Raw genomic sequence first — 22,152 nt, 5'->3', positions numbered from 1 at the left:
AACATGTTTATGAGGAGGGCGTTATGTCTGCTGGCATCACTATTTCTGATTATTTCGATAAAGACCTACTAACCGAGGATATATACGGTATCTCCCGCTGGGGTGATGGCCTTATCACAATACTGGAAAATGGTCATATCGGCCTGTGCCAACCCGAAAAGCCTGACAGTATACCAACCGACCTAACCGAGATTATCAAGAACCTTGACCAGCGGGGAATTACGGCCCCAGTTTTATTGCGTGTCACAAATTTCCTCAGAAGCCGTATTGACCAAATTAACATTTCATTCAACGCAGCGATTGATGAACTGGCCTATAAAGGCAAATATCGCGGTGTATTTCCGGTCAAAGTGAACCAGCAAGCCCCTGTCGTAGACAGGATTGTTGAATTTGGGCGGCCCTATGATTTTGGTCTGGAAGTCGGCTCTAAAGCAGAACTTTTGATTGCCCTGTCGCATAATCTCTCAAAAGAAGCCGCGATTATCTGTAACGGTATCAAAGATAGTGAATTTGTTAGACTTGCCCTCATGGCGCAAAAGCTGGGCTATAATTGTTTTCTGGTGCTCGAAAGCCCACGCGAACTCGATCTGGTGCTTGATGTTGCAAAAGAAACAGACATTATCCCGCAACTCGGTATCCGCGTGAAACTGACTTATACTGTCAGCGGCAACTGGGCAAAATCCAGCGGGGATCGCAGCACTTTCGGTTTAAGTATTCCACAGGTCATGGATGTTGTTGAAAAACTTCGCCAGCATAACGCGCTTGATTGGCTGGTCCTGCAACACTCGCATCTGGGCAGTCAGGTACCTAATATTATTGAAATCCGTCACGCCACACAGGAAGCGGCTCGGTTTTTTGTCGAATTGCAACGCGAGGGCGCACCGCTGACTCACCTCGATCTTGGCGGCGGTCTTGGGGTTGACTATACGGGTGAACATGTCGCCTCTGCAAATTCGGTAAATTATTCTTTGAGTGAATATTGTTTGAATATTATTGAGACCGTGAAAGATATGATGGACTCCCATGACCTGCCGCATCCTGTGATTGTTACGGAAAGCGGGCGCGCCTGTGTTGCGCAATCCTCAATGCTGTTATTCAACGTTCTTGAAGCAACCCATTTTGACAGCACATTAAAGGTTGATGCGGCAGATGATGACCATCCGCTTTTAACGAAAATGCTAGAAATTGAGACCTATCTTACACATGAAAGATTACAAGAATGCTGGAACGATTTGCAATATTACCGCGATGAGGTGCGGAGTCTTTTCCAAAGCAATCAGATCAATCTAGCAATGACCGCAAAATCCGAACGGACATATTTGTATTTGATGAACAGGATTAAAAACCTGCTTCTACCCGCCCATCAATGCGATACAACCAGCATTGGTGAAGATATGGTTAATGCGCTAGAACAAGCTGCCGATATTTTCCATTGCAATTTCTCTCTATTCCAAAGTTTGCCAGATATATGGGCGATAGATCAAATTCACCCTATTGCACCCTTACAAAGGTTAAATGAAAAACCTCAAAGAGAAGCTATTCTTAGTGACATTACATGCGATAGCGACGGCAAAATTGATCGCTTTGTCCTCGAAAAAGGCGTATCCAACGCCCTCCCTGTGCATGACCTTATGGCAGGTGAAGAATATTATCTGGGTGTATTTTTTGTCGGCGCCTATCAGGAAACTCTGGGTGATTTGCACAATCTTTTTGGCGATACGAATGTTGTAACCATTGAGTTAAAACCAGATGGAAGTTTCGAGATGATGCATGAGCAAGAAGGCGATACGGTTTCTGAAGTTTTGAGCTATGTCGAATATGATCCGCGCCGTATGGTCGATACATTTAAGGTGATTGTTGAAAATGCTGTCCGCGCCGGGCGCGTCAGCGCGGCAGAAAGAAAGGAAATGATTTCCACTTTCAAAGATAGCATTCAGGGCTACACCTACTTTGAGCATTAAATCTGGAGGGCAATATGTCTAAAGTTCTCGTTATCGGTGCCGGGGGCGTCGGCTCTGTTGCGGTCCATAAAATGGCAAAGTGGCCAGATATGTTTTCAGAAATCACGCTTGCCAGCCGCCGTGTTGCCAAATGCGACGCGATAGCTACCAGTGTTAAAAGTCGCACCGGCGTTAGCATAACAACGTCTGAACTAGATGCGGATAATGTCGAAGCGACAACACGGCTTATCGAAAAGACAGGGGCATCACTCGTAGTTAATCTGGCTTTGCCCTATCAGGATTTAAATATTATGGAAGCCTGCCTTGCTGCCGGCGCCGATTATCTGGATACGGCAAATTATGAGCCATTGGATGAAGCAAAATTTGAATATCATTGGCAATGGGCCTATCAGGAAAGATTTAAAAAAGCGGGTCTAACAGCCCTTTTAGGCTCGGGCTTTGACCCCGGTGTGACCAATGTGTTCACAGCCTATATCGCCAAACACCATATCCAGAATATGCAGACGCTGGATATTCTGGATTGTAACAGTGGTGACCACGGACAACATTTTGCCACTAATTTTAATCCCGAAATTAATATCCGTGAAGTGACAGCCCCCGCGCGGCACTGGCAAGATGGCGCCTGGGTCGAGACTCCGGCTTTAAGCCATAAGCAAACTTTTGATTTTCCCCAAGTCGGCAATCGCAACATGTATCTGATGTATCATGAGGAACTTGAGTCCCTTTCCAAACATTTCCCCGAACTGACCCGTGCCCGTTTCTGGATGACCTTCGGGGATGCCTATCTCACGCATCTTAATGTGCTGGAGAATATCGGCATGACCTCGATTGAGCCGATAATATATGAGGGCCAAGAAATTGTGCCACTTCAGTTCCTGAAGGCCGTTCTCCCCGAACCTTCAGGGTTGGGAGAGACCACAAAAGGCAAAACCTGCATTGGTAACATTATCAGTGGGACACATGAGGGAAGACCGAAAACTGTTTATCTTTATAATGTCTGCGACCATGAAGCGTGCTTTGCGGAAGTCGGTAGTCAGGCCGTGAGTTTCACAACAGGCGTGCCTGCAATGATTGGCGCGTCTTTAATATTAGATAAAAGCTGGCGTAAACCCGGAGTCTGGAATATGGAACAATTTGACCCCGACCCGTTTATGGACAGGTTGAATATTTATGGTTTGCCATGGCATATCACCGAGTTGCCCGCCGCTTTAGATTTTTAATCATGTTGGATTTTTGATTATGTTACCAACTCAGTCATCTGGTGCCGGAAGATTTGCTGAACTTGATTTGTCGAGACTCCCCAGCCCATGTTTTGTCATTGACGAAATTAAACTGACAGAAAATCTGCAAATTCTCAAAGACATAGCGACTGCCGCTGACACAAAAATACTACTGGCCTTAAAAGCCTTCTCCATGTGGTCGCTCGCGCCGCTAATCAGTGACTATCTTGCAGGGTGTTGCGCGTCGGGTTTATGGGAAGCCCAACTTGCCAGAAAATATTTTGCCGGTGAGCTCTCCAGCTTTGCGCCTGCTTTCAAGCCGTCAGAAATCGAAGAAATTGCAACTCTTTCCAGCCATGTGGTTTTTAACAATTTGAGCCAGCACGCAAATTTTGCAGATATAACACGCCAACAAGGGGCAGACACCGGTTTGCGTATCAACCCACAACATTCAGAGGGGCAGACAGCAAAATATGACCCGAGCATGACCGGCTCGCGGCTCGGTCAACCACTAGAACAACTCATGCAGCTTGACCTGCCAGAGATAGACGGTTTGCATTTTCATAATTTATGCGAACAGGGTCTCGATCCACTTGCACGCACCGTCGCCGCCATTGAACCTTATCTGGCGGCACAAAAGGGGCGGTTTAAATGGCTCAATCTCGGTGGCGGTCACATGTTGACGCAACCAGATTACGAGACAGAAGCTCTTATCACCTTATTGAAAAGACTGCGCTCTGACTATGACGCGCAGATTTATCTTGAGCCCGGCACTGCAATTGCGTTTGACGCGGGTATACTGGTCGGCGAAGTCCTGGATGTGGCAGATAATGATGGCCCGATTGCTATTTTGGATATTTCGGCAACGTGCCACATGCCGGATGTGTTGGAAGCCCCTTACCGCCCGGCTCTCATCAATGAGACGCCAGGAGATGGCGTGACCGTCACGCTGGGTGGGCCGAGTTGTCTCGCCGGTGATGTTATCGGTACCTACACACTCCCTGAACGACCCATAAGTGGGCAACGCCTCGCCTTTCTGGATCAAGCGCATTACTCAATGGTCAAAACAACCACTTTTAACGGGATGAAGATGCCATCCATCGCTATCTGGAACAGCCAGACGGATGCGCTTAAACTAGTTAGGGAATTTGATTTCGGTGATTTTGAAAGGCGCTTATCATGACGTCTCAGTTTTTAGGTTCAGAACTCACCTCATCTGAAAATCAACAAGCCGACGCTTTGTTTCAGATTATTCCCTGTGGACTGGAAGCCACGGTCTCTTATGGCACAGGCACGCACAAAGGGCCGGAGGCTATTTTGCAAGCCAGCGACCAGCTGGAGAGGAATGTCTTGGGCTTCGAGCCATGCGAACAGGGTATTTTCACGCACCCTGAACTTGATTGCACCCAACCGATTGAAAAGGTCATGCAAGACTTACGCGACCTAACCACCAATATTTGCGCAAAGGGACATATTCCGGTGACACTTGGCGGCGAGCATAGTGTTAGCTATGGCGCGGTAATGGGCGTCATGGATGCATTACATCGGAAAGGTGAAAAACTTGGTATCGTTCAGATTGATGCCCATGCGGACTTCCGTGTGGCCTATCAGGGTCATCATCACTCTCATGCCAGCGTTATGCATCTACTTGCGGAAGCGGGACTGCCAATTGTCTCTCTGGGCGTTCGCGCGCTCAGCACAGAAGAAGAGCTTGCCCGCACCAAACACGGGGTCATCACCCATGACGGGCCAATGCTGGTAAGAAACAATATCAGCCAAATTGAGGTTCCGGATGATTTCCCAGAAAATATTTATATCACCTTTGATGTGGACGGTCTTGACCCGTCCGTAATCGCCGCGACAGGGACACCTGTGCCGGGAGGGTTAGGGTTTTATCAATCTCTGGATTTGGTGGAAAGCACCCTAAGAGGACGGCGCTGTGTCGGCATTGATATCACCGAACTTGCGCCAGTTGAAGGACAAACATCGAATGATTTTACGGCGGCGCTTATTTGCTACACCATTATGGCGATGGCCGCTAAAACGACACTCAAATCAACTTAATATTTTTTGGTCAGCCCATAACCTGCGCCGCGCACAGTGCGTATCATATCCGGCCTATCCGGACCGCCATCCGACCTTTTATTTAAGGCGCGACGCAGACGGCTCATATGCACATCGACCGTGCGTTCCTCGACATAAACCCCATGCCCCCAGACCAAATCAAGTAGCTGGTCACGACTAAACACCCTTTCCGGACGTTCAATTAGTATGCTCAGAAGCTTAAATTCACGTGCTCCAAGATGAATATTATCGCCGTTTCTCGTTACCCGCATGGTTTCAGGGTTCAATTCCAAGCCCTGAAACTCCAGCTTATCCTGCAACAATGTCGGGCGTGAACGTCTCAACAAAGCTTTGATACGCGATACCATTTCTCGTGGAGAAAATGGCTTAGTGATGTAATCATCAGCACCCGAGTCCAGCCCCAGCGCACGGTCACCTTCCTCACCACGCGCGCTGATCATAAGAATCGGCAACAGGCGCGTCTCTGGGCGACTGCGTAACTCACGGCAAACATCAATGCCAGAAGCTTCAGGTATCATCCAGTCAAGAATGATTAAATCCGGGTTGACTTCCTCAATAATGAGGAGGGCATCTTTACCATTATCCGCAAGCAAAGTGTCATAGCCTGCTTTTTCGATATTATATCTCAATAATTGCTGCTGTGCTGGCTCATCATCAACTATAAGGATTTTGGCTGGCATCTCTCTACCTAACTCAATACAATTGTACTCGATTTATCGGCTTTAGGCCGGTCCTGATCTGGCATTTCTCCGTGATGTAAAAAGTAAATTTGTTCTGCGATACCCGTAATATGATCACCGATGCGTTCAATATTTTTAGCAACAAAGAGCAGATGTGGGCCAATCTTCAACTGTTCCTGATCATCCGACATTTCTTCAATAAGACTTTGAAAGACAACCGTGTTGAGCTTATCCACCTCAACATCATACTCCATGACTTCTAGCGCTGTGACCGGGTCAACATCAACATAAGCATCCAGCGTCTTATTGAGCATTTTCAGAACCATAGATGTCATGGCTCTGATAGAAGGCAACATTTGCGTTTTTAGCGTGGTTTCCAATATCACCTTATTTCTTTTGGCTATGTTTTTAGCCAAATCACCAATACGCTCCAGTGTTGAAGCCACTTTCAAGGCGACAATCACATGCCGCAAATCTGCAGCACGCGGAGCACGCAACGCAATAATCTCAATGACTTTATCATTCAGCACTGCCTCGAGATTATCGAGTTCCTTATCACGTTTGATGATATCATCAAGACTCGACGGGTTTCGGGCAATAAGTGCTTCAGTAGAGGCAAAAAGTTGAGTCTCGGCCAAAGCCCCCATTCTGGCCATCATGTCGTTCAATGTCGCCAAATCCTCATCAAATGCCGTCACGATATGTTGTTTTTCTACCATTTAATAACTATCCAATCCGCCCTGATATATAAGCTTCTGTCTGCTCATTTTGTGGGCGCGTAAAAATCTCCTGTGTTTCACCATATTCGATGATATTCCCAAGATGAAAATACCCTGTCTTTTGCGATACGCGTGCCGCCTGTTGCATGGAGTGAGTCACGATAACAATCGTAAAGCGCCCCCTTAATTCATCAATAAGTTCTTCGATAATAGATGTCGCAATCGGATCGAGTGCTGAGCACGGTTCATCCATCAAAAGAATATCAGGATTAACCGCAATCGCTCTAGCAATACAAAGTCGCTGCTGCTGCCCACCTGAAAGCCCCAACGCTTTGTCATCTAAACGCTCTTTCACCTCACCCCATAGGCCGGCACGCTTTAGGCTTTTTTTGACAATCTGATCCATATCATCTTTGTTTTCCGTCAAACCATGGATACGCGGCCCATAGGCTACATTATCGTAAATTGATTTTGGAAAAGGGTTAGGCTTCTGAAAAACCATACCCACCCGCGCACGGAGTTCCACAACATCAATCTTAGGATCGTACACATCCATATTGTCAATCATCAACCGCCCACTCACGGTGCAATTATCAATGACGTCATTCATACGGTTGATACAGCGCAGAAATGTTGATTTTCCACAACCCGAGGGGCCAATCAGTGCGGTGACTTCATTCGGATAGATATCTAAATCAATGCCATGCAAGGCGCGCTTACCGTCATAATCAACGATGATGCCTGATGATTTGATTTTGGGAATTGAACTCGTCATATCACCATCTCTTTTCATATTTTTTTCTCAAATATATCGCTAAGGCATTCATAAACAGAAGAAATACCATCAGGCAAATAATACCGGCGGCTGTTTTAGCCTGAAAGGCACGTTCGGGGTTATTGGCCCACATATAAATCTGTGCCGGCAAAACCGTCGCCTTATCATCAATCCACATTGGTGTATCAACAATAAATGCCATCATACCAATCATCAAAAGCGGTGCCGTTTCACCTGCAGCCTGCGCCAGACCGATAATTGTTCCCGTCAAAATTCCTGGCATGGCAAGTGGCAACACATGATGAAAAATCACCTGTATAGGCGAAGCGCCAACCCCCAAAGCGGCCTCTCTAATAGAGGGTGGCACAGCAGCAAGCGCGGCACGTGTTGCAATGATAATGGTCGGAAGCGTCATGAGAGCCAGCACCATCCCCCCGACGAGTGGCGCTGAACGTGGGAGATGAAAGAAGTTAATAAACACCGCAAGGCCCAGCAAGCCGAACACAATGGATGGCACAGCAGCCAAATTATTGATATTCACCTCAATCAAATCCGTGAGGCGATTTTTTGTTGCGATTTCTTCCAGATAAATTGCCGCCATCACACCTAATGGAAAACTGAAAAGGAGTGTCACCAGCATGGTCAAAAGCGTACCGACAAAAGCGCTGCGTAAGCCCGCCATCTCAGCTTCCCTGCTATCACCCGATGTAAACAAGAACCAGGCAATGCGTCTATCAATCCGGCCGGCAGCCTCCAAATGGTCGATAAAAGACAATTCGCGGTCAGATATCACCCTATTTTCTTCGGGTTGAGATCTGTCAATCAGCCCCTTCAATAATAAATCAACATCATCAGATAACGGCAGAGCTACCGATACGGTCGAACCGATAATAGAAGGTTCATTGACTACCTTATCACGCAACGCATCACCAGCCCCGCCAGATAACAGATTCCCGATAGCGCGCTTGCCACGTCGGTCAGTCACATCCGGGAATTCGTTTCTGAGCGTTTTACGCACTATCCCGCGCCAATTCACTTTGCGTATGGCAGCGGCGTCTGCTATTTGGTTTGCGCTCAAGGTCGTTTCAGGAATGGTAATATCGAGCGTGACGTAATGATGCGTAAAGGCTGGAACAGACATATGTGTCAATCCACCAAGCAATATAAGCAATATACCAGCTGCAGAACAAATAGCTGCAAGCCCAAAAAATTTAAATCTTTTTTCAGCTTGATAGCGTTTTTTCAAACGCTTTGATTGTGCTGTTTGTGTCACCTGATCAGTCATATTGCTCCTTATATTTGCGAACAATATAGAGCGCCAAAACATTGAGCATCAGCGTTACAAAAAATAATACAAGCCCAAGCGCGAAAGCAGCAAGTGTTTTGGCGCTGTCAAATTCTTGGTCGCCCACCAACAACATCACAATCTGAACCGTTACCGTTGTAACCGACTCGAACGGATTGGCGGTTAAATTCGCTGCCACACCTGCGGCCATAACAACAATCATGGTCTCGCCAATGGCACGGGATATTGCAAGCAAGATAGCGCTCACAATGCCAGGCAAAGCGGCAGGGAGAATAACCTGTGTAATTGTCTCTGCTTGTGTCGCACCCAGCGCAGACGCGCCGTCGCGCAGACTTTGCGGTACGGAATTAATCACATCATCTGAGAGTGACGAGATAAAAGGAATAATCATAATTCCCATCACCAACCCGGCAGCCAGCGCCGACTCGGAAGATAAATCCAGCCCAAGGACACTCCCATTATTCCGTAAAAAAGGCGCGACAAACAAAGCGGCAAAAAAACCATAAACAACAGTTGGAATACCGGCGAGTAATTCAATCGCAGGTTTGGCAAAATTCCGTAAACGCTTCGACGCATATTCCGACAGATAAACCGCTGACATCAAGCCAATAGGGACAGCCAGCAACATGGCAATAAAAGTAATCATCAATGTGCCGGCAAAAAGCGGTATGGCACCGAAAGCCCCCGAGCCTCCGGCCTGGCCTTCACGAATAGCAATCTGCGGACTCCAATGCGTACCGAATAAAAAATCGCTAATCGGTATGGTATCAAAAAATCGGCTAGCCTCAAAAGCCAACGATAAAATAATGCCAATCGTGGTTAAAATCGCAACACCTGAAGCCAATTGCATCAGGCGTTTGATGATGACCTCAACCTTATCCCGCGCCGCAAACCGGGGAGAGATATATCGGGCTGAAAAGACAAAACCTGCAAGCGCCGTTGCGATTGTAACAACATAAAGAAATATATCAGCTCGGATTATTAACGCGCTATAATAGTCCAGCGCCTGTCGCACTTCCGGCTCAACAAATTCTGCTTGAAGCACACCGTCATAGAGGGCCTCCAGCTTAGAAATAAGAATACTGAGCATACGGGGATCTGTCTCACCGGTCAGTCTGGTAATTTCTGACACCAATAAGGAGGAGACAATCATTGGCGAAAAAACCAGCCAAGACAAGAGAATCACCAAGACTGGCAAAAGCACACTCATGGACATAAAGAGGCCGTGAAAAGAGGTGAGGGAGTGTTGTTTAACACTCCCTTCGGTTTGCCTTTGCGCGGACACAAGCATTAGCCCACGTATGCGCCGTCGACCATAAAAATTGGCAATCAGTGGTAACAGGAATATTAAAGCAAGAAATGCCCACCCAATAAGTTCCAAAATTATTACCTCTATTAAAACCCTGAATAGTGATACCCTTTTGAAAATCTCAATTCAGGACGATTTAACGCGATGAAGAAGTTTACAAATCCAGTTTTTTCAAGGTAAGGGCTTGCATCCGTATGGTTTCCCGCTCTCCTTCAAAGAGAGGTATGAGACCTTTATCAACGAGATAACCTTCCTCACCAAATGAGGCTTCACTCGTAAATTCCTCTACAAACTCTTGTATGCCTGGAACCGTGCCAATATGGGCAAGTTTCACATAAAAATAGAGGGAACGGGAAATATTATACTTGCCCTCGGCAATATTATCGAAAGTTGGCGCGACAGCGTCAATATTAGCGCCTTTAAGCTTATCTGCATTTTGCTCAAGGAAACTATAGCCAAAAACACCTACTGCATCAGGATTAGCGATTAATTTGTTAACCATCAAATTATCGTTTTCACCCGAGTCAATCCATGAGCCGTCTTCACGCACGGTATGAACAATGCGCTTCCATTGACTCTTATTTGATTTTTTAAGCGCATTGAGGGTCGGGAATGCTTTTGAACCACCTTGCATTGCCAGTTCCTGAAACGCATCACGTGTACCGGATGTCGGTGGTGGGCCGAGAATTTCGATTTTCTTGGCAGGCAGGGACTTATCAATGTCACTCCACATTTTATAAGGGTTATCCACCAGCGCACAATCGGTCTCACAACCCGGTGCAGGGACTTTAGCGGCGGTCGCCATAAAAATGTGCTTCAAACTCAGATTGAGTTTTGGGGCAGATTTGACATTTGCCACAACAATGCCGTCATAGCCGATAACCACCTCAGTCATATCAATACCTTTGGACTGGCAATTATCAAATTCACTTTTCTTGATGCGACGAGAAGCATTTGTCACATCCGGGTGTTCCAAACCGATACCGGCACAAAAAAGCTTTAAGCCGCCACCGGATCCAGTTGACTCGACGATAGGAGTTTTAAATTCTGTATTGCGGCCAAATTGCTCAGCAACCGTGGTTGAAAAAGGGAAGACTGTCGAAGAGCCGACAACAACAATTTGATCGCGCGCTGATGCAATAATCGTTGTTACGGAGAGGATGAATAATGAAAGAAAACTCTTGAGAATTATTTTTTTTAAATGTGGTTGAAACACTTTTACTTTGGGCATGTTTGCCTCCAATAGATTTGAGCATGAGAGTAGCAGTAATTTGCAACTAACCCCATTCATATTACAGAAATGTGACAAATTCACAAAAAGCATCGACGCATTACATATAACTGCAAAAATAGAGCAAAATCATGTGGATGCCCCCCCGATATACAGTCGTTTTAGTTCTTTTGATTTTTAAACTGATATGTCAGAAATCTACGCCCCTATAATCGGGAAATAAACTGTGAATACAGTCTCACCACCCCTTTCACTTGTGATTTGTAAACGGCCTCTATGACGGTTCACAATATGCTTCACAATTGCAAGCCCGAGTCCTGTACCACCCAGCTTACGAGTGCGGGCTTTATCTACACGGTAAAATCTTTCTGTTAGACGGGGCAGATGAATCTCATCAATACCCTCACCTGAATTAACGACACTTATCTGCACCATTTTTTTAGGCTCGTCAGTTTCAAGGATAAATTTAACCGTTGAGTTCTGATAACCATATTTAATTGCATTCTCCAGAAGATTATGGAGCACCTCACTCAACTCATCTTTCTTGCCCAAAACAATAGGATTAAGTTTTTGCGGCAAATTATTTATAAGCTCTATACGCATCCCGCATTGCGCTGCGCGATGCGTCATCAAATCGTAAACTTCCTTCACCACATCCGTCATCTGCACATCGTCATTGGGATGTAAATGCTCTTGCGACTCTACGCGGGACAAAGACAACAAACTATCAACTAGCCGCTGCATGCGTCCTGCTTCCTCTCGCATAATAGCAAGAAATTCAATACGGGCTTTAGGATCATCCGCAGCAGTTGTCTGTAGGGTTTCGATAAATCCGGTAAGAGTTGTGAGGGGGGAACGTAATTCATGGCTCACATTTGCGACAAATTCCGATCTGATTTTATCAAAACTGATACGCGCTGTGACATCATTCATGCGAACCAGACAATGATCATCTGGAAAAGGAGCAAATTTCACAACATATTCGTGCTGGACATCATCATAACGAAGGTAGGTAAGTGGACTCGTCTCACCAAATTCTTTAATATTATCAATCGCTTGATTTATATCGGGGTGGCGTAAATAATATTCAAGCGGCTGATTTATGATGCGTTCGCCCAGAGTGGAAAGTGACGATTGATTTGCCCGAACAACCTCTCCATTTGGGTCCACAAGAATGAGCCCGTCATCGATCAACAAATCAAAATTATCGAACAATGTGTGAGGGTCTGATTTCATTATCTAACCGGATGCCTATATTTGGTGCGTATTGATTACATAGTAACCATCTTACCATAAAGCGACAGGAAACTTTCAGTAAGACCAAAATAATCGACCAAATCAATCTTCATACCATTTTTTTGGTGGAGATTTACGTGTGGTTTTAGGCGGGCGCGGCGGTGTACGCCGTCCGGCATTCAACTCTTTGGTAGAGACAGAGGCTTGCTTTTTAGTTGCTGGTTTCTTTCTGGGAACCGGTGCTTTTTTTGGCGTCTCCACGCGTTCTGCAACATCACTCTTAAAGGGAATTTTCTCGCCGATAGATTTTATGATATCCGGATTAAAGAGCGTTTTATTGAGTGTCTCACGAACTGACGAAAGTGAGGCATTTACTGAAGCTGATATTTTTTTGGTTACCGGAACAGCTCTTACTTTTGGCTCTTCAGCATTTTGTCGAGCATCAACTTTTGTCGCTTTCGTTGCAATTTCTTCTGTCTTTAGTTCTTCGATAGGCGGCTCTTTCATTAATTTTTGGGGGGGCTGAGCCTCCTGCGCGGCGGCGCTGTTCGCCGCATTGATTTCACCAGCACCATCGGCCTGTGTCGGCTTATCAAGCGACGGTGTGACCAGGGCTGTGGCTTCAACATCGTTAATTGTCCGGGCTGCATTCTTGCGAATATTGCGTCGGATTTCGACAAATGTCATATGCACACCTCGGCTTAACACCAAAATCAGAATGCGCAAGCTATCCGCCAGCATGCCGATAATATCGAGTACCGTCTCAACAACAAAACGGAACAAATAGACCAATGCACGCGTCACATAAATAAAGCCATCGCCTGTTCGTGCGGCTATCTCTATAAGGCTTTGCCCAAAAGCCTTGAGCAAACTTGAGAACCGCAGGAACATCATGACAATCACTTTACCCGACCGGCTACGGCGTTGGGCTCTGATTTGTCTGTCTTCAGATAATACGAATGAAATAAACGCCAGAAATGTCCCCATTGTGGCGACAATAAGCGCTGTGGATCCAAACCAGAGTGTCGAAACAAATTTTACTTTTTCTTCAGGCAAATCTGCAACATCAAAACCTCGCGCCCGCGCGCGCGTAAAACTCTCGCTTCCAGTCGGTAGAAGCGAACTATCTTTAAAACACCATTCTTCCAGCGTGCCACAGACAATGGCAGTAAGCTGATAAACTTGAACTTTCTCAACTTTTTCGCGGTAAGCCTTACGAAGCTCATTGCTTTTTATAACCAGCTCGCTCTTTTTTTCCTGTAAAGCCGGTATCAACAGTGCCTGCGAGCCAGAGGTTTCGAGTGATGCCTGTTTTTGAACATTGATTTCGCCAATTTGTTTGTCAATTTGTGCATTAATTGCATCCAGCCTTTCGGCATAATCAGCTTTTGAGTTTGCAATCAAACGTTGAACTGTTTCGATTTGAGTGTTGCGCACCTGTGAAAGCCGTTCAGATTGGGATGCAATAATTTTACGTAAGCGATCCTGCTCTGTTGATAAACTCCGTTGTCTTGTTTCATAACCGGAAATAGCAACGCGTAGTTCTTCATCGCGTTGACTTTCAAGCTTGGCTATCGAAGCACTTAAATCGTCAATCTGACTGTTACTAGCAGTGTTAATCTCACGCACAATCTGTGACCGACCAAAAAAGAAGTCATCCGTGCTATCAATTTGCTCGCGCCTGTCCTCATTAATGCCTTCGATTTGAGCTTTAATTTCATCAATTTGCTGCTTGTAGCGGCTATTAATATTACTAACGGCATTTTGTCTAAGGCGCGTCACATCTTGAATGGCAGTACTCAATCGAGAAATTTCTTCTCTTAGAACCTCCCCAGCATTGCTCACATTTTGGGCCTGCAAGCTGTCAAGCCTTGCAGTTAATGTTGTAAGTGTTTCATCATGGTCGCGCGCGGCAGTATCTATTCGTCTCTTACGATCTGCTTCAAGATTTTCAATTGGTCCAGAAAATTGCTGACGGATTTGTTGAGGGGTCGCTGATGAGAAGCGATTAATATCACGATCAATGGTTTCTATGGCATCAAGAACTTCGTATCTTTCATTAACAAGCTGGCGGGTTTGCTGTGTGATATTTGTATTTTGCTGAATTAAGGCATTGAACATTGTTTCAAATGTTACAAAAGTCAGAGCTGTGAGACCGACAAGAAAGGCCAAAGTCATACCTAGCCGATTTGCAATACGTGAATGATAAAGACCAGATGCGAGATAAATTTTGGTCGGCTCGAGAATTGCAATCAAGACAAACGGTAATGCACCCAAAATTGCACGCGTGTGAGCCCCAAAATCTCTCTCCGCTTCAGGGATATTTACAAATTCGGAAATACCTATAGAGAAGGCTATGAAAAGTCCGATAATCGCAGCTACGATTTCAACAATCCACGCGGTGATATAAACCGTCCTACCAAGACTATAGGTAGAATTAATGTTTGGTGAAAACCCTAACTTATTTTCTCCAGGGCTTACTGAAGCCTCAGTTGGTTTTTTGTCGTTAGTGGACTTACGCGTGGCCATCGCAAAACTCCAAGTATATTTCTCAACGCAAAGAGCATTACATGGTTTAAATTACATAACAACAATATTTGAAATGAAATTTTCTTAACTTTTGATAAGTAAAAATAAAAAAACGTATAAACTTAATTTTACAAAATCTAACCTATGGGCAAAAAATGTCTGAAAAATTTGGATACTATAAACCTAGAAATATAACTTTTATATTAGAGTTTTTAAGAAAACTCGGCATAAGCAGAGGTACTATAAGACGTCAAATTCAAAAAATATGGGAACGTCTAGGTTATGAAGTTGTTGATGCGACAATCCATGGCATCAAATACCGTTTGAACATTAGCGAAAACACAACTGACGCAAAAATTCTAACAACCTCAAAATTTTATGATTTGAAAGAAATTGATGCTCTCGAATGTGAGGGCCATAAATCACAAAAAGATAAAGTTTTTATAGATATAGGCGCTAATACAGGGCATTACTCCTTGAGTCTGGCCAAACGCGGTTTCACTAAAATTATTGCTATTGAACCAAATCCGCCGACATTGGAACTCTTGAATTTCAATGTTTCAATTAATGATTTGGACGAAATAATCACCATCGTACCACTATGTATCGGTCAAGGAGATAAAGTGCCTTTTTATTGTGGTAGCGGACTGGGAACAGCAAGCGTAATTAGGGAGAACTCGGATAATACCCCGCCTATTTATGTAGAAACTGAAACTCTAATCAATATTTTAAACAATCAAAATATTATTAAAATAGACTCTATGAAAATTGATATCGAAGGCTTCGAAGATCAGGCTCTTTTTCCATTTTTTTGATGAAGCACCAGAGAAATTATGGCCTAGATGTATTGTTATCGAGCCAAACAGTAAGTCATGGAAAAGAGATATCTTAAAACATCTGGAAACTCTTGGTTATCAAAGAACAGGTAAAACAAGAGGTAATATTATTCTGACATTGAAGACTTAAGAGTTAAACTTTTGTAAAAGCTAAAAATCTCTTCGGCTGCAGATATTTCTTTCGCGTTACCGCCTAAAATTTCTCCAAAATTCATAAATTTTGATGGCACCACGTGACCGGAACCTTCCAATCGATATAGTGATACATCCCTTTGCCCAGAAAAAGAGATCTTAGAAACTTTAGTTTCGGGATTACCATCTATTTCAGGAAAATTTGTAATCGTTGGCTCTTGAAGGGACACATCAGCTAAACTTGCCCAGTAATTAAGCGTTTTTTGCGAAGACAAAACCTCGCCTCTACTTTTATTCCCCAAAACCTCTACTAGGCCACCCTCATAGGGATTAATGAGGTCCTCTGTGCCATTAAAAATAGTTATGTGCACAGGTAGTTCCGATTTAACGCAATCTAAATTTTCATCTACCGGCATATTTGCGGCAATTGGTGCAGCAATAAAAATACTTTCTGGCGCTTCCATTGCTAATCTGTAGACCATGTGTCCACCATTTGAAAAACCGGAAGCAATAACTTTTTGAGGATCAATATTAAAATCTGACTGAAGTTGACTGATTAACGCTTTAACAAAGCCAACGTCGTCAATATTTTCTAAATTGGCAGAATATGATGCACTTCGTCTGCAGTCATTCCAATGATTTTCATAACCGTCAGGATATGCAACTACAAACCCATACTCGTTAGCTAAGTAATCAAAGTCGAAACCAGACAGATTACGCATGTTTTCTCCGGTTCCTAATGAACCGTGAAAATAAATCACTAATGGTGGATTTTTGTTAATCTTACTTGGTTTATAAACGAGATATTTTCTATTAATGCCCTCATGCATTAAGCTTTTTTTAATAATCTCACCATCTTTTGGTGGGTCTCTCAAAGCATGAAAGTTTACTTGTCTGTAAGATAAATAAAGAAAAGTTAATAAAATTACTAAAGATGTAAAAATAACAATGAGGATATATTTTTTATAATTTTTCATTTTTAAAATTTCAGGATTTTCATCAGTTTCAAAACCAATATTCTGTCATTGTGTCTGATTAATCTACATCCCCATCAATATCAAAATCTTTGAAATCAGACTAGACACTCTATCATTACCCTCGCCGGTATTGATTTTACTTATGCCCTCATAATCAACGACTATGTCGTCATCGAAAGTTAAATTAAAAAATATATTATCAATTCTGTAATAAAGATTATGGCGCACCGGGGAAGATTCGAACTCCCGACCCCTTGATTCGTAGTCAAGTACTCTATCCAGCTGAGCTACCGGTGCTTTTTAGACCTACACAAGATCAAATTAATGATCTGTGTTTAAATGCTTACCAACAGCTTGGCAAGACATGAATAAACTTGGGGTCTTTATTTACCCCTCAATTGGGTTAAAGTATAATGTGAATTATCTGGTTAATTAAAATTTCTATGAATAAATCAATCAGCAAATTATCTTACTCACCACTTTTATGCCTTTTGGGTTTATTTTTAGCCTTAACTAGAACACATGCATATGCAGATAATATCGAACAGCCTGAACCTAAAAATTTTATCGTAGCAGCAGCACACCCACTTGCAGCAAAAGCAGGAATAGAAATTCTCAGTAATGGCGGCAGTGCAACTGATGCAGCAATTGCTATTCAAGCAGTTTTAGGACTTGTCGAGCCACAATCATCTGGCATTGCTGGCGGCGGGTTTATTCTTCATTACGATGCGTTAGCTGATGAATTAACCAGTTGGGACGGAAGAGAAACTGCGCCATCAGCCATAACACCAGAAATTTTTTCTAACCGCGCCGGGACACTTGAGGGTTTTGTAAAGGCTATGACCAGCACTGACGCAGTAGGAGTGCCTGGTATACCTGCATTATTGGAAACAGTTCATAAAAAGTATGGACGACTAAATTGGGCCAGCCTCTTTTTGCCTGCCATCAAACTGGCAACTGATGGTTTTAAAATTACTCCGAGGCTTCATTATCTGTTAAGTGCCGACCCATTCATACAAAACAGCCCCTCCGCGCGTTCAATTTATTTCATCCAGCCAGGTAACACAGATAAAATTTCATCTGATAACTTTACGAAACTGAAAGCCAAACCTATTGGCACACTTTTAAAGAACCCAGAATATGCTGAAACACTTATTAAGTTGGCTGAGAACGGTGCTAAAAGTTTTTATGCTGGTGAAAATAGCAAAAAAATCATTTCTGATTTGGCAGACTTAAACCCGAAGCAAAAACTTAGACAAAAGGACTTTTCTAACTATCAAGCTAAACAACGAGAAAATTTATGTTTACCTTATCGAGCTTACAAGGTCTGCAGTATGGGCCCACCAAGTTCCGGTGGTATAGCATTATTACAAATTCTTGGAGTGATTTCTCACTTCGATTTGTCAACACATGACATAGACGATGCAAGAGTAATACATCTCATTACCGAGTCTACACGCCTAGCTTTTGCAGATAGAGAAAAATATATCGGAGACCCAGATTTCATAAATGTACCTGTTACATCATTATTGGAGGCCTCTTATATAAAAAGTCGAAGCGAGCTTATTAATCCCGACAAATCACTTGAAAATATTACTCCTGGAGTGATTAAAAATTCTTCTTTTTTGACACCTTCCTTTAGTCCTGAACAACAATCAACAACACATTTTGTTGTTCGTGACGCGGAGGGTAATGTGGTTTCCATGACCTCATCCGTTGAGGCAGCTTTTGGATCACGCATTATGTCGGGGGGGATGTTCCTGAATAATCAATTAACAGATTTCTCATTTTCGCCAAAGAAAGATGGTATCGCGGTTGCAAATTCAGTCGCTCCTGGTAAACGCCCGCGATCATCAATGACACCAGTGATAATTTTTAATCAAGACGGGTCATTCTTTGCCGCCATTGGCTCACCGGGCGGTCCAAAAATTATTTCATATGTTGCCCAGACAGTTATTGCACTATTGGACTATGACCTATCAATGCAAGAAGCAATTAATTTACCGCGCCATGTGACCACAGGAAAAACCTTAGAACTAGAGGCGGATACAAGGGTTTCAGAATTAAAACCAAAAATGGAAGCCATGGGCCATAGGGTGATACTGAAAAGACAACATAGCGGCTTGCATGGTATCCGACTGCTCAGAGATAATTCTATAGAGATTTTAGATGGCGGGGCTGATCCACGAAGAGAAGGTAGAGTTTTATTACAATAAAATATCTATCCTTAGAGAGACTGTGTCTAACCAAAAAAGCTTAAAAATCTCACTAACCTTCTTGTGGCTTTTCCATGCAAAATTGGTGAATAAAATGAACCTGCGGCACGCTTCGATGCTTCACTTCTCGTTGGGTATGCAGAAATTAAACTGGCCATAGAGGATATGTTTAACTCTTCCTGCATGGCAAGTGTCCAAGGAGTAATCAAATCTCCTGCATTTTTCCCGGCTATGCCAGCGCCTAAAATCTTACCACGTCGAGAGACAATGATTTTCACAAGCCCTTCAATTTCGCGTTCGGCACGCGCCCTGTCATTATCATCGAAACTCCATTTAAGAGACCGTACACCCGTATAAATTTGACTGGCCTCAGATTCGGTGAGACCAACCTCAGCGATTTCAGGATTTGTATAAACCGCACGCGGCATAACGGATAAGTCGGCTTTCGCCGGAAGCCTGAAGAGTGTATTTCGGATAACGATACCCGCATGATAACCGGCAGCATGAGTTTGCTGCGTACCGCCAATCACATCGCCAATCGCAAACACTTTTTTATTTGTTGTCCGCAACCGACGGTCGACCTCAATGCCGTTTTCAGAAAATAAAACTCCAGCCTTATCCAAATCCAGGTCATCGAAATTCGGGCGCCGCCCTGTCGCAACTAGAACATGGGTGGCATCAATATCGCGAACACTCTTCCCATCAGCGATATGAATAACGGCACCGCCACGCCGCTGACTGATTTGAATAATATTTGTTTCTTCAACAACTCGGATGCCTTCTTTGCGGAGTTGCCCCGATACGACTTCGGCAAGTTCGTGATCGCTTTTTGGGAGAAGGCGTTTGGCCTCCAAAATTGTGACCTCGCTCCCCAATCTTCTGAGAGCTTGTGCCATTTCGACACCAAGGGGTCCACCTCCAATAATCACAATGTGGCGGGGCGCACGGGTAAGATCAAAAACAGTTTCATTGGTCAGATAATCAATATCTGCAAGTCCCGGAATATCCGGGAGAGCTGTGCTAGAACCGGTGGCAATAACCGTATAACGCGGCATGATTATTTTAGACCCGGCACGCACGCGCCGCGCATCCATAAATTTAGCTTTTGACTTAATGACAGTAACGCCTAACCCTTCAAACCGTTCGACGGAGTCATGCGGGGCAATGCCTTCAATCACATCATGTACATGGTTATGAACAGATCTAAAATTTATATCGAGACCATTCTGTTTAATCCCAAACTCTTTCCCGTCTTGCATGTTATTGGCTTTATGTGCAGCAGAAAGCAGAGCTTTAGATGGTACACAGCCATAATTAAGGCAATCCCCACCCATTTTTCCTTTTTCCACAAGCACAACACGCGCCCCCATTTGTGCCGCTCCCGCGGCAACCGATAAGCCGCCCGAACCTGCACCAATGACACATAAATCAAATTTCGATATGGCTTTCATAATCCGGCCTAACTGACTAACCCTTTACTTTATTCCACATAACTGGAAGTAAACTCAAAAACCCCAAACCACACAATGGCAAAAAAACCAACGGGCTAAAAATCACGGATGTATTCAGCGGTTCATCCGCGGATAAAACATAAGAAATACCATTCCCTAAACCGGCATAAACAAATGTCCCTGGCGCAATACCAATCAGTGTTGTCAAAGCATAAGTTCTGAATTTAACACCAATCAAGGCGGGGAGAAAATTGACCAAAAAGAACGGAAAGATTGGAATAAGCCTCATCGCCAGCAAATAGCTGGTCGAATGGCGGTTAAAACCTGCCTCAAATTGCTGTAAACGCGCACCGGCACGCGCAACCATCACCTCACGAAGCGCATAACGCGTCGCCAAGAAAAGAGTGCTGGCTCCGATTGTGGCCCCTATAATTGTCAGACTACCGCCAATCCAGATACCAAATAACCAGCCACCAGATATTGTCATAATTGCTCCGAAAGGCAGAGAAAACGCGGTGGAAAGTGCATAAAGCGCCAAAAAAACCAGTGCGGCCCGAACAGGCATATCAGCGATAAAACCCTTCACAATGTCTTGATGTGTTTGCAGAAACCGGTAATCAACATATCTGCCGAGATCAAAATAAATTGCGGCGATAAGTCCAAAAAGAAGCAAAAGCAGCGGAGACAATTTCTTTATTTTTTCCAAACCTGGAGATCCTCATGGTTTTTTTCACAAATATCAAGATGAAACACCTGCCTGTCCAGCTTTAAAACCCGTCTCACAAATAATTGATAAAACGAGAGACCCGCGTGAATTTAAATCTAAGCGAATTAAAACCGCTCAAAAGCAAGCCATTTATTGACTTTATTGAATATTTTGGTATATCCACGCTCTAATTCAGGTTTTTCTTGTAAGAAAACCCTTATATGCATTTTTCAGGAGACTGTGTCGTGAAAAGGACATTCCAACCATCCAATCTCGTGCGTAAACGCCGTCACGGTTTTCGCTCCAGAATGGCCACAAAAAATGGCAGGCTCGTCTTAAACCGCCGCCGTGCTAAAGGCAGAAAAGTTCTGTCGGCCTAGCTGGTCGTTCACATCTTGTCTCATGACTCAGTTGGAACGCTTGCGGATAAGGCCAGACTTTCTTGCCGCCGCTAAAGGTGAAAAAAAACCTATGCCCGGTCTGGTTTTGCAAGCACGAGACAATGCCAATCATAATCATATTCGATATGGGTTAACCGCCAGCAAAAAAGTCGGTAACGCTGTTGCGCGCAACCGTGTTCGTCGACGTTTGCGGGTCGCGGCAGAACAAATTTTACCCAATGCAGGTCGTCGTGGGTTTGATTATGTGCTAATTGGTCGTCAGGCAACGTTAGTCCGGTCATTTCGGGATTTGCTAAAAGACCTTGAAACCGCCCTCAAGCGCATCCATGATGCGCCGCAAGGTAATATTTCGTCAAAAAGTGATTAAAAAATAGGAGTAAGG

At 44.2% G+C, this 22,152-nt stretch carries 19 protein-coding genes and 1 tRNA gene; 8 read left to right on the top strand and 12 right to left on the bottom strand.

Features of this window, described 5'->3' with window-relative positions; all coding sequences use genetic code 11:
* The first annotated feature begins 23 nt into the window (after positions 1 to 23).
* Genes speA through speB form a run of 4 tightly spaced genes read left to right on the top strand, consistent with a single transcriptional unit; the run spans position 24 to position 5,245 of the window.
* Positions 24 to 1,961, top strand: coding sequence for a biosynthetic arginine decarboxylase (gene speA / locus RS24_RS08535; protein ID WP_021777805.1), 1,938 nt, complete (start codon positions 24 to 26; stop codon positions 1,959 to 1,961).
* Positions 1,962 to 1,975: 14 nt separating this feature from the next.
* Positions 1,976 to 3,181: a saccharopine dehydrogenase family protein gene (locus tag RS24_RS08530; RefSeq protein WP_021777804.1), complete on the top strand. Its 1,206-nt coding sequence runs from the start codon at positions 1,976 to 1,978 to the stop codon at positions 3,179 to 3,181.
* 19 nt (positions 3,182 to 3,200) lie between these two features.
* Positions 3,201 to 4,364, top strand: a complete 1,164-nt coding sequence (locus RS24_RS08525; protein WP_021777803.1) for a carboxynorspermidine decarboxylase — start codon at positions 3,201 to 3,203, stop codon at positions 4,362 to 4,364.
* Complete coding sequence (speB, locus tag RS24_RS08520) at positions 4,361 to 5,245, top strand: agmatinase (RefSeq protein WP_021777802.1); 885 nt, start codon at positions 4,361 to 4,363, stop codon at positions 5,243 to 5,245. Before RS24_RS08525 ends, speB begins: the two co-directional genes overlap by 4 nt.
* On the opposite strand, the gene phoB is transcribed toward speB, so the two are convergent.
* From phoB to RS24_RS08480, 8 genes are all read right to left on the bottom strand, one after another.
* Positions 5,242 to 5,946 (bottom strand): phosphate regulon transcriptional regulator PhoB, encoded by a 705-nt coding sequence (phoB, locus tag RS24_RS08515; RefSeq protein ID WP_021777801.1) that lies wholly within the window; start codon positions 5,944 to 5,946, stop codon positions 5,242 to 5,244. The two genes, speB and phoB, sit on opposite strands and share 4 nt — an antisense overlap.
* A gap of 8 nt (positions 5,947 to 5,954) precedes the next feature.
* Entirely contained in the window at positions 5,955 to 6,665 is a 711-nt protein-coding gene (phoU, locus tag RS24_RS08510; RefSeq protein WP_021777800.1) for a phosphate signaling complex protein PhoU, read from the bottom strand.
* Positions 6,666 to 6,672: 7 nt separating this feature from the next.
* The gene (gene pstB / locus RS24_RS08505) at positions 6,673 to 7,458 is read right to left on the bottom strand and encodes a phosphate ABC transporter ATP-binding protein PstB (RefSeq protein ID WP_021777799.1); all 786 of its coding nucleotides are present in this window, start codon (positions 7,456 to 7,458) and stop codon (positions 6,673 to 6,675) included.
* Positions 7,442 to 8,725, bottom strand: coding sequence for a phosphate ABC transporter permease PstA (gene pstA / locus RS24_RS08500; RefSeq protein ID WP_021777798.1), 1,284 nt, complete (start codon positions 8,723 to 8,725; stop codon positions 7,442 to 7,444). The genes pstB and pstA overlap by 17 nt, the downstream gene beginning before the upstream one ends.
* Positions 8,718 to 10,127, bottom strand: a complete 1,410-nt coding sequence (gene pstC, locus RS24_RS08495; RefSeq protein ID WP_021777797.1) for a phosphate ABC transporter permease subunit PstC — start codon at positions 10,125 to 10,127, stop codon at positions 8,718 to 8,720. Before pstC ends, pstA begins: the two co-directional genes overlap by 8 nt.
* 82 nt (positions 10,128 to 10,209) lie before the next feature.
* Positions 10,210 to 11,286, bottom strand: a complete 1,077-nt coding sequence (locus tag RS24_RS08490; protein ID WP_021777796.1) for a substrate-binding domain-containing protein — start codon at positions 11,284 to 11,286, stop codon at positions 10,210 to 10,212.
* 198 nt (positions 11,287 to 11,484) lie between these two features.
* The gene (locus tag RS24_RS08485) at positions 11,485 to 12,522 is read right to left on the bottom strand and encodes an ATP-binding protein (RefSeq protein WP_021777795.1); all 1,038 of its coding nucleotides are present in this window, start codon (positions 12,520 to 12,522) and stop codon (positions 11,485 to 11,487) included.
* A gap of 102 nt (positions 12,523 to 12,624) precedes the next feature.
* Positions 12,625 to 15,051, bottom strand: coding sequence for a coiled-coil domain-containing protein (locus RS24_RS08480; RefSeq protein WP_021777794.1), 2,427 nt, complete (start codon positions 15,049 to 15,051; stop codon positions 12,625 to 12,627).
* Positions 15,052 to 15,206: 155 nt separating this feature from the next.
* Between RS24_RS08480 and RS24_RS08475 the strand changes: the two genes are divergently transcribed.
* A complete protein-coding gene (locus RS24_RS08475) occupies positions 15,207 to 15,866 on the top strand; it encodes an FkbM family methyltransferase (protein ID WP_021777793.1) in 660 nt (219 codons plus the stop codon).
* 128 nt (positions 15,867 to 15,994) lie between these two features.
* Here the strand turns inward: RS24_RS08475 and RS24_RS08470 are convergent, their stop codons facing one another.
* A complete protein-coding gene (locus tag RS24_RS08470; RefSeq protein WP_021777792.1) occupies positions 15,995 to 16,996 on the bottom strand; it encodes a CE1 family esterase in 1,002 nt (333 codons plus the stop codon).
* Between the two features lie 220 nt (positions 16,997 to 17,216).
* Positions 17,217 to 17,293: transfer RNA gene (locus RS24_RS08465), tRNA-Arg, on the bottom strand.
* A 146-nt stretch (positions 17,294 to 17,439) separates the two neighbouring features.
* On the opposite strand from RS24_RS08465, the gene ggt reads away from it, so the two are divergent.
* Positions 17,440 to 19,212 carry a gamma-glutamyltransferase gene (ggt, locus tag RS24_RS08460; protein WP_021777791.1) on the top strand — a complete coding sequence of 591 codons (1,773 nt, stop codon included), beginning with the start codon at positions 17,440 to 17,442 and terminating at the stop codon, positions 19,210 to 19,212.
* Positions 19,213 to 19,238: 26 nt separating this feature from the next.
* Here the strand turns inward: ggt and RS24_RS08455 are convergent, their stop codons facing one another.
* Positions 19,239 to 20,663, bottom strand: coding sequence for a dihydrolipoyl dehydrogenase family protein (locus RS24_RS08455; RefSeq protein WP_021777790.1), 1,425 nt, complete (start codon positions 20,661 to 20,663; stop codon positions 19,239 to 19,241).
* A 16-nt stretch (positions 20,664 to 20,679) separates the two neighbouring features.
* Positions 20,680 to 21,351, bottom strand: a complete 672-nt coding sequence (locus RS24_RS08450; RefSeq protein WP_131443763.1) for a TVP38/TMEM64 family protein — start codon at positions 21,349 to 21,351, stop codon at positions 20,680 to 20,682.
* A 263-nt stretch (positions 21,352 to 21,614) separates the two neighbouring features.
* Between RS24_RS08450 and rpmH the strand changes: the two genes are divergently transcribed.
* Positions 21,615 to 21,749, top strand: a complete 135-nt coding sequence (gene rpmH / locus RS24_RS09890; RefSeq protein ID WP_008518676.1) for a 50S ribosomal protein L34 — start codon at positions 21,615 to 21,617, stop codon at positions 21,747 to 21,749.
* A 22-nt stretch (positions 21,750 to 21,771) separates the two neighbouring features.
* Positions 21,772 to 22,137: a ribonuclease P protein component gene (gene rnpA, locus RS24_RS08445; RefSeq protein WP_021777788.1), complete on the top strand. Its 366-nt coding sequence runs from the start codon at positions 21,772 to 21,774 to the stop codon at positions 22,135 to 22,137.
* Positions 22,138 to 22,152: the final 15 nt, after the last annotated feature.

This window comes from Candidatus Micropelagos thuwalensis, from assembly GCF_000469155.1.
Classification (GTDB): domain Bacteria; phylum Pseudomonadota; class Alphaproteobacteria; order RS24; family RS24; genus Micropelagius; species Micropelagius thuwalensis.
Note: the sequence above shows the minus strand (reverse complement) of the source record. Positions and strands in the feature narration are given on the sequence as shown.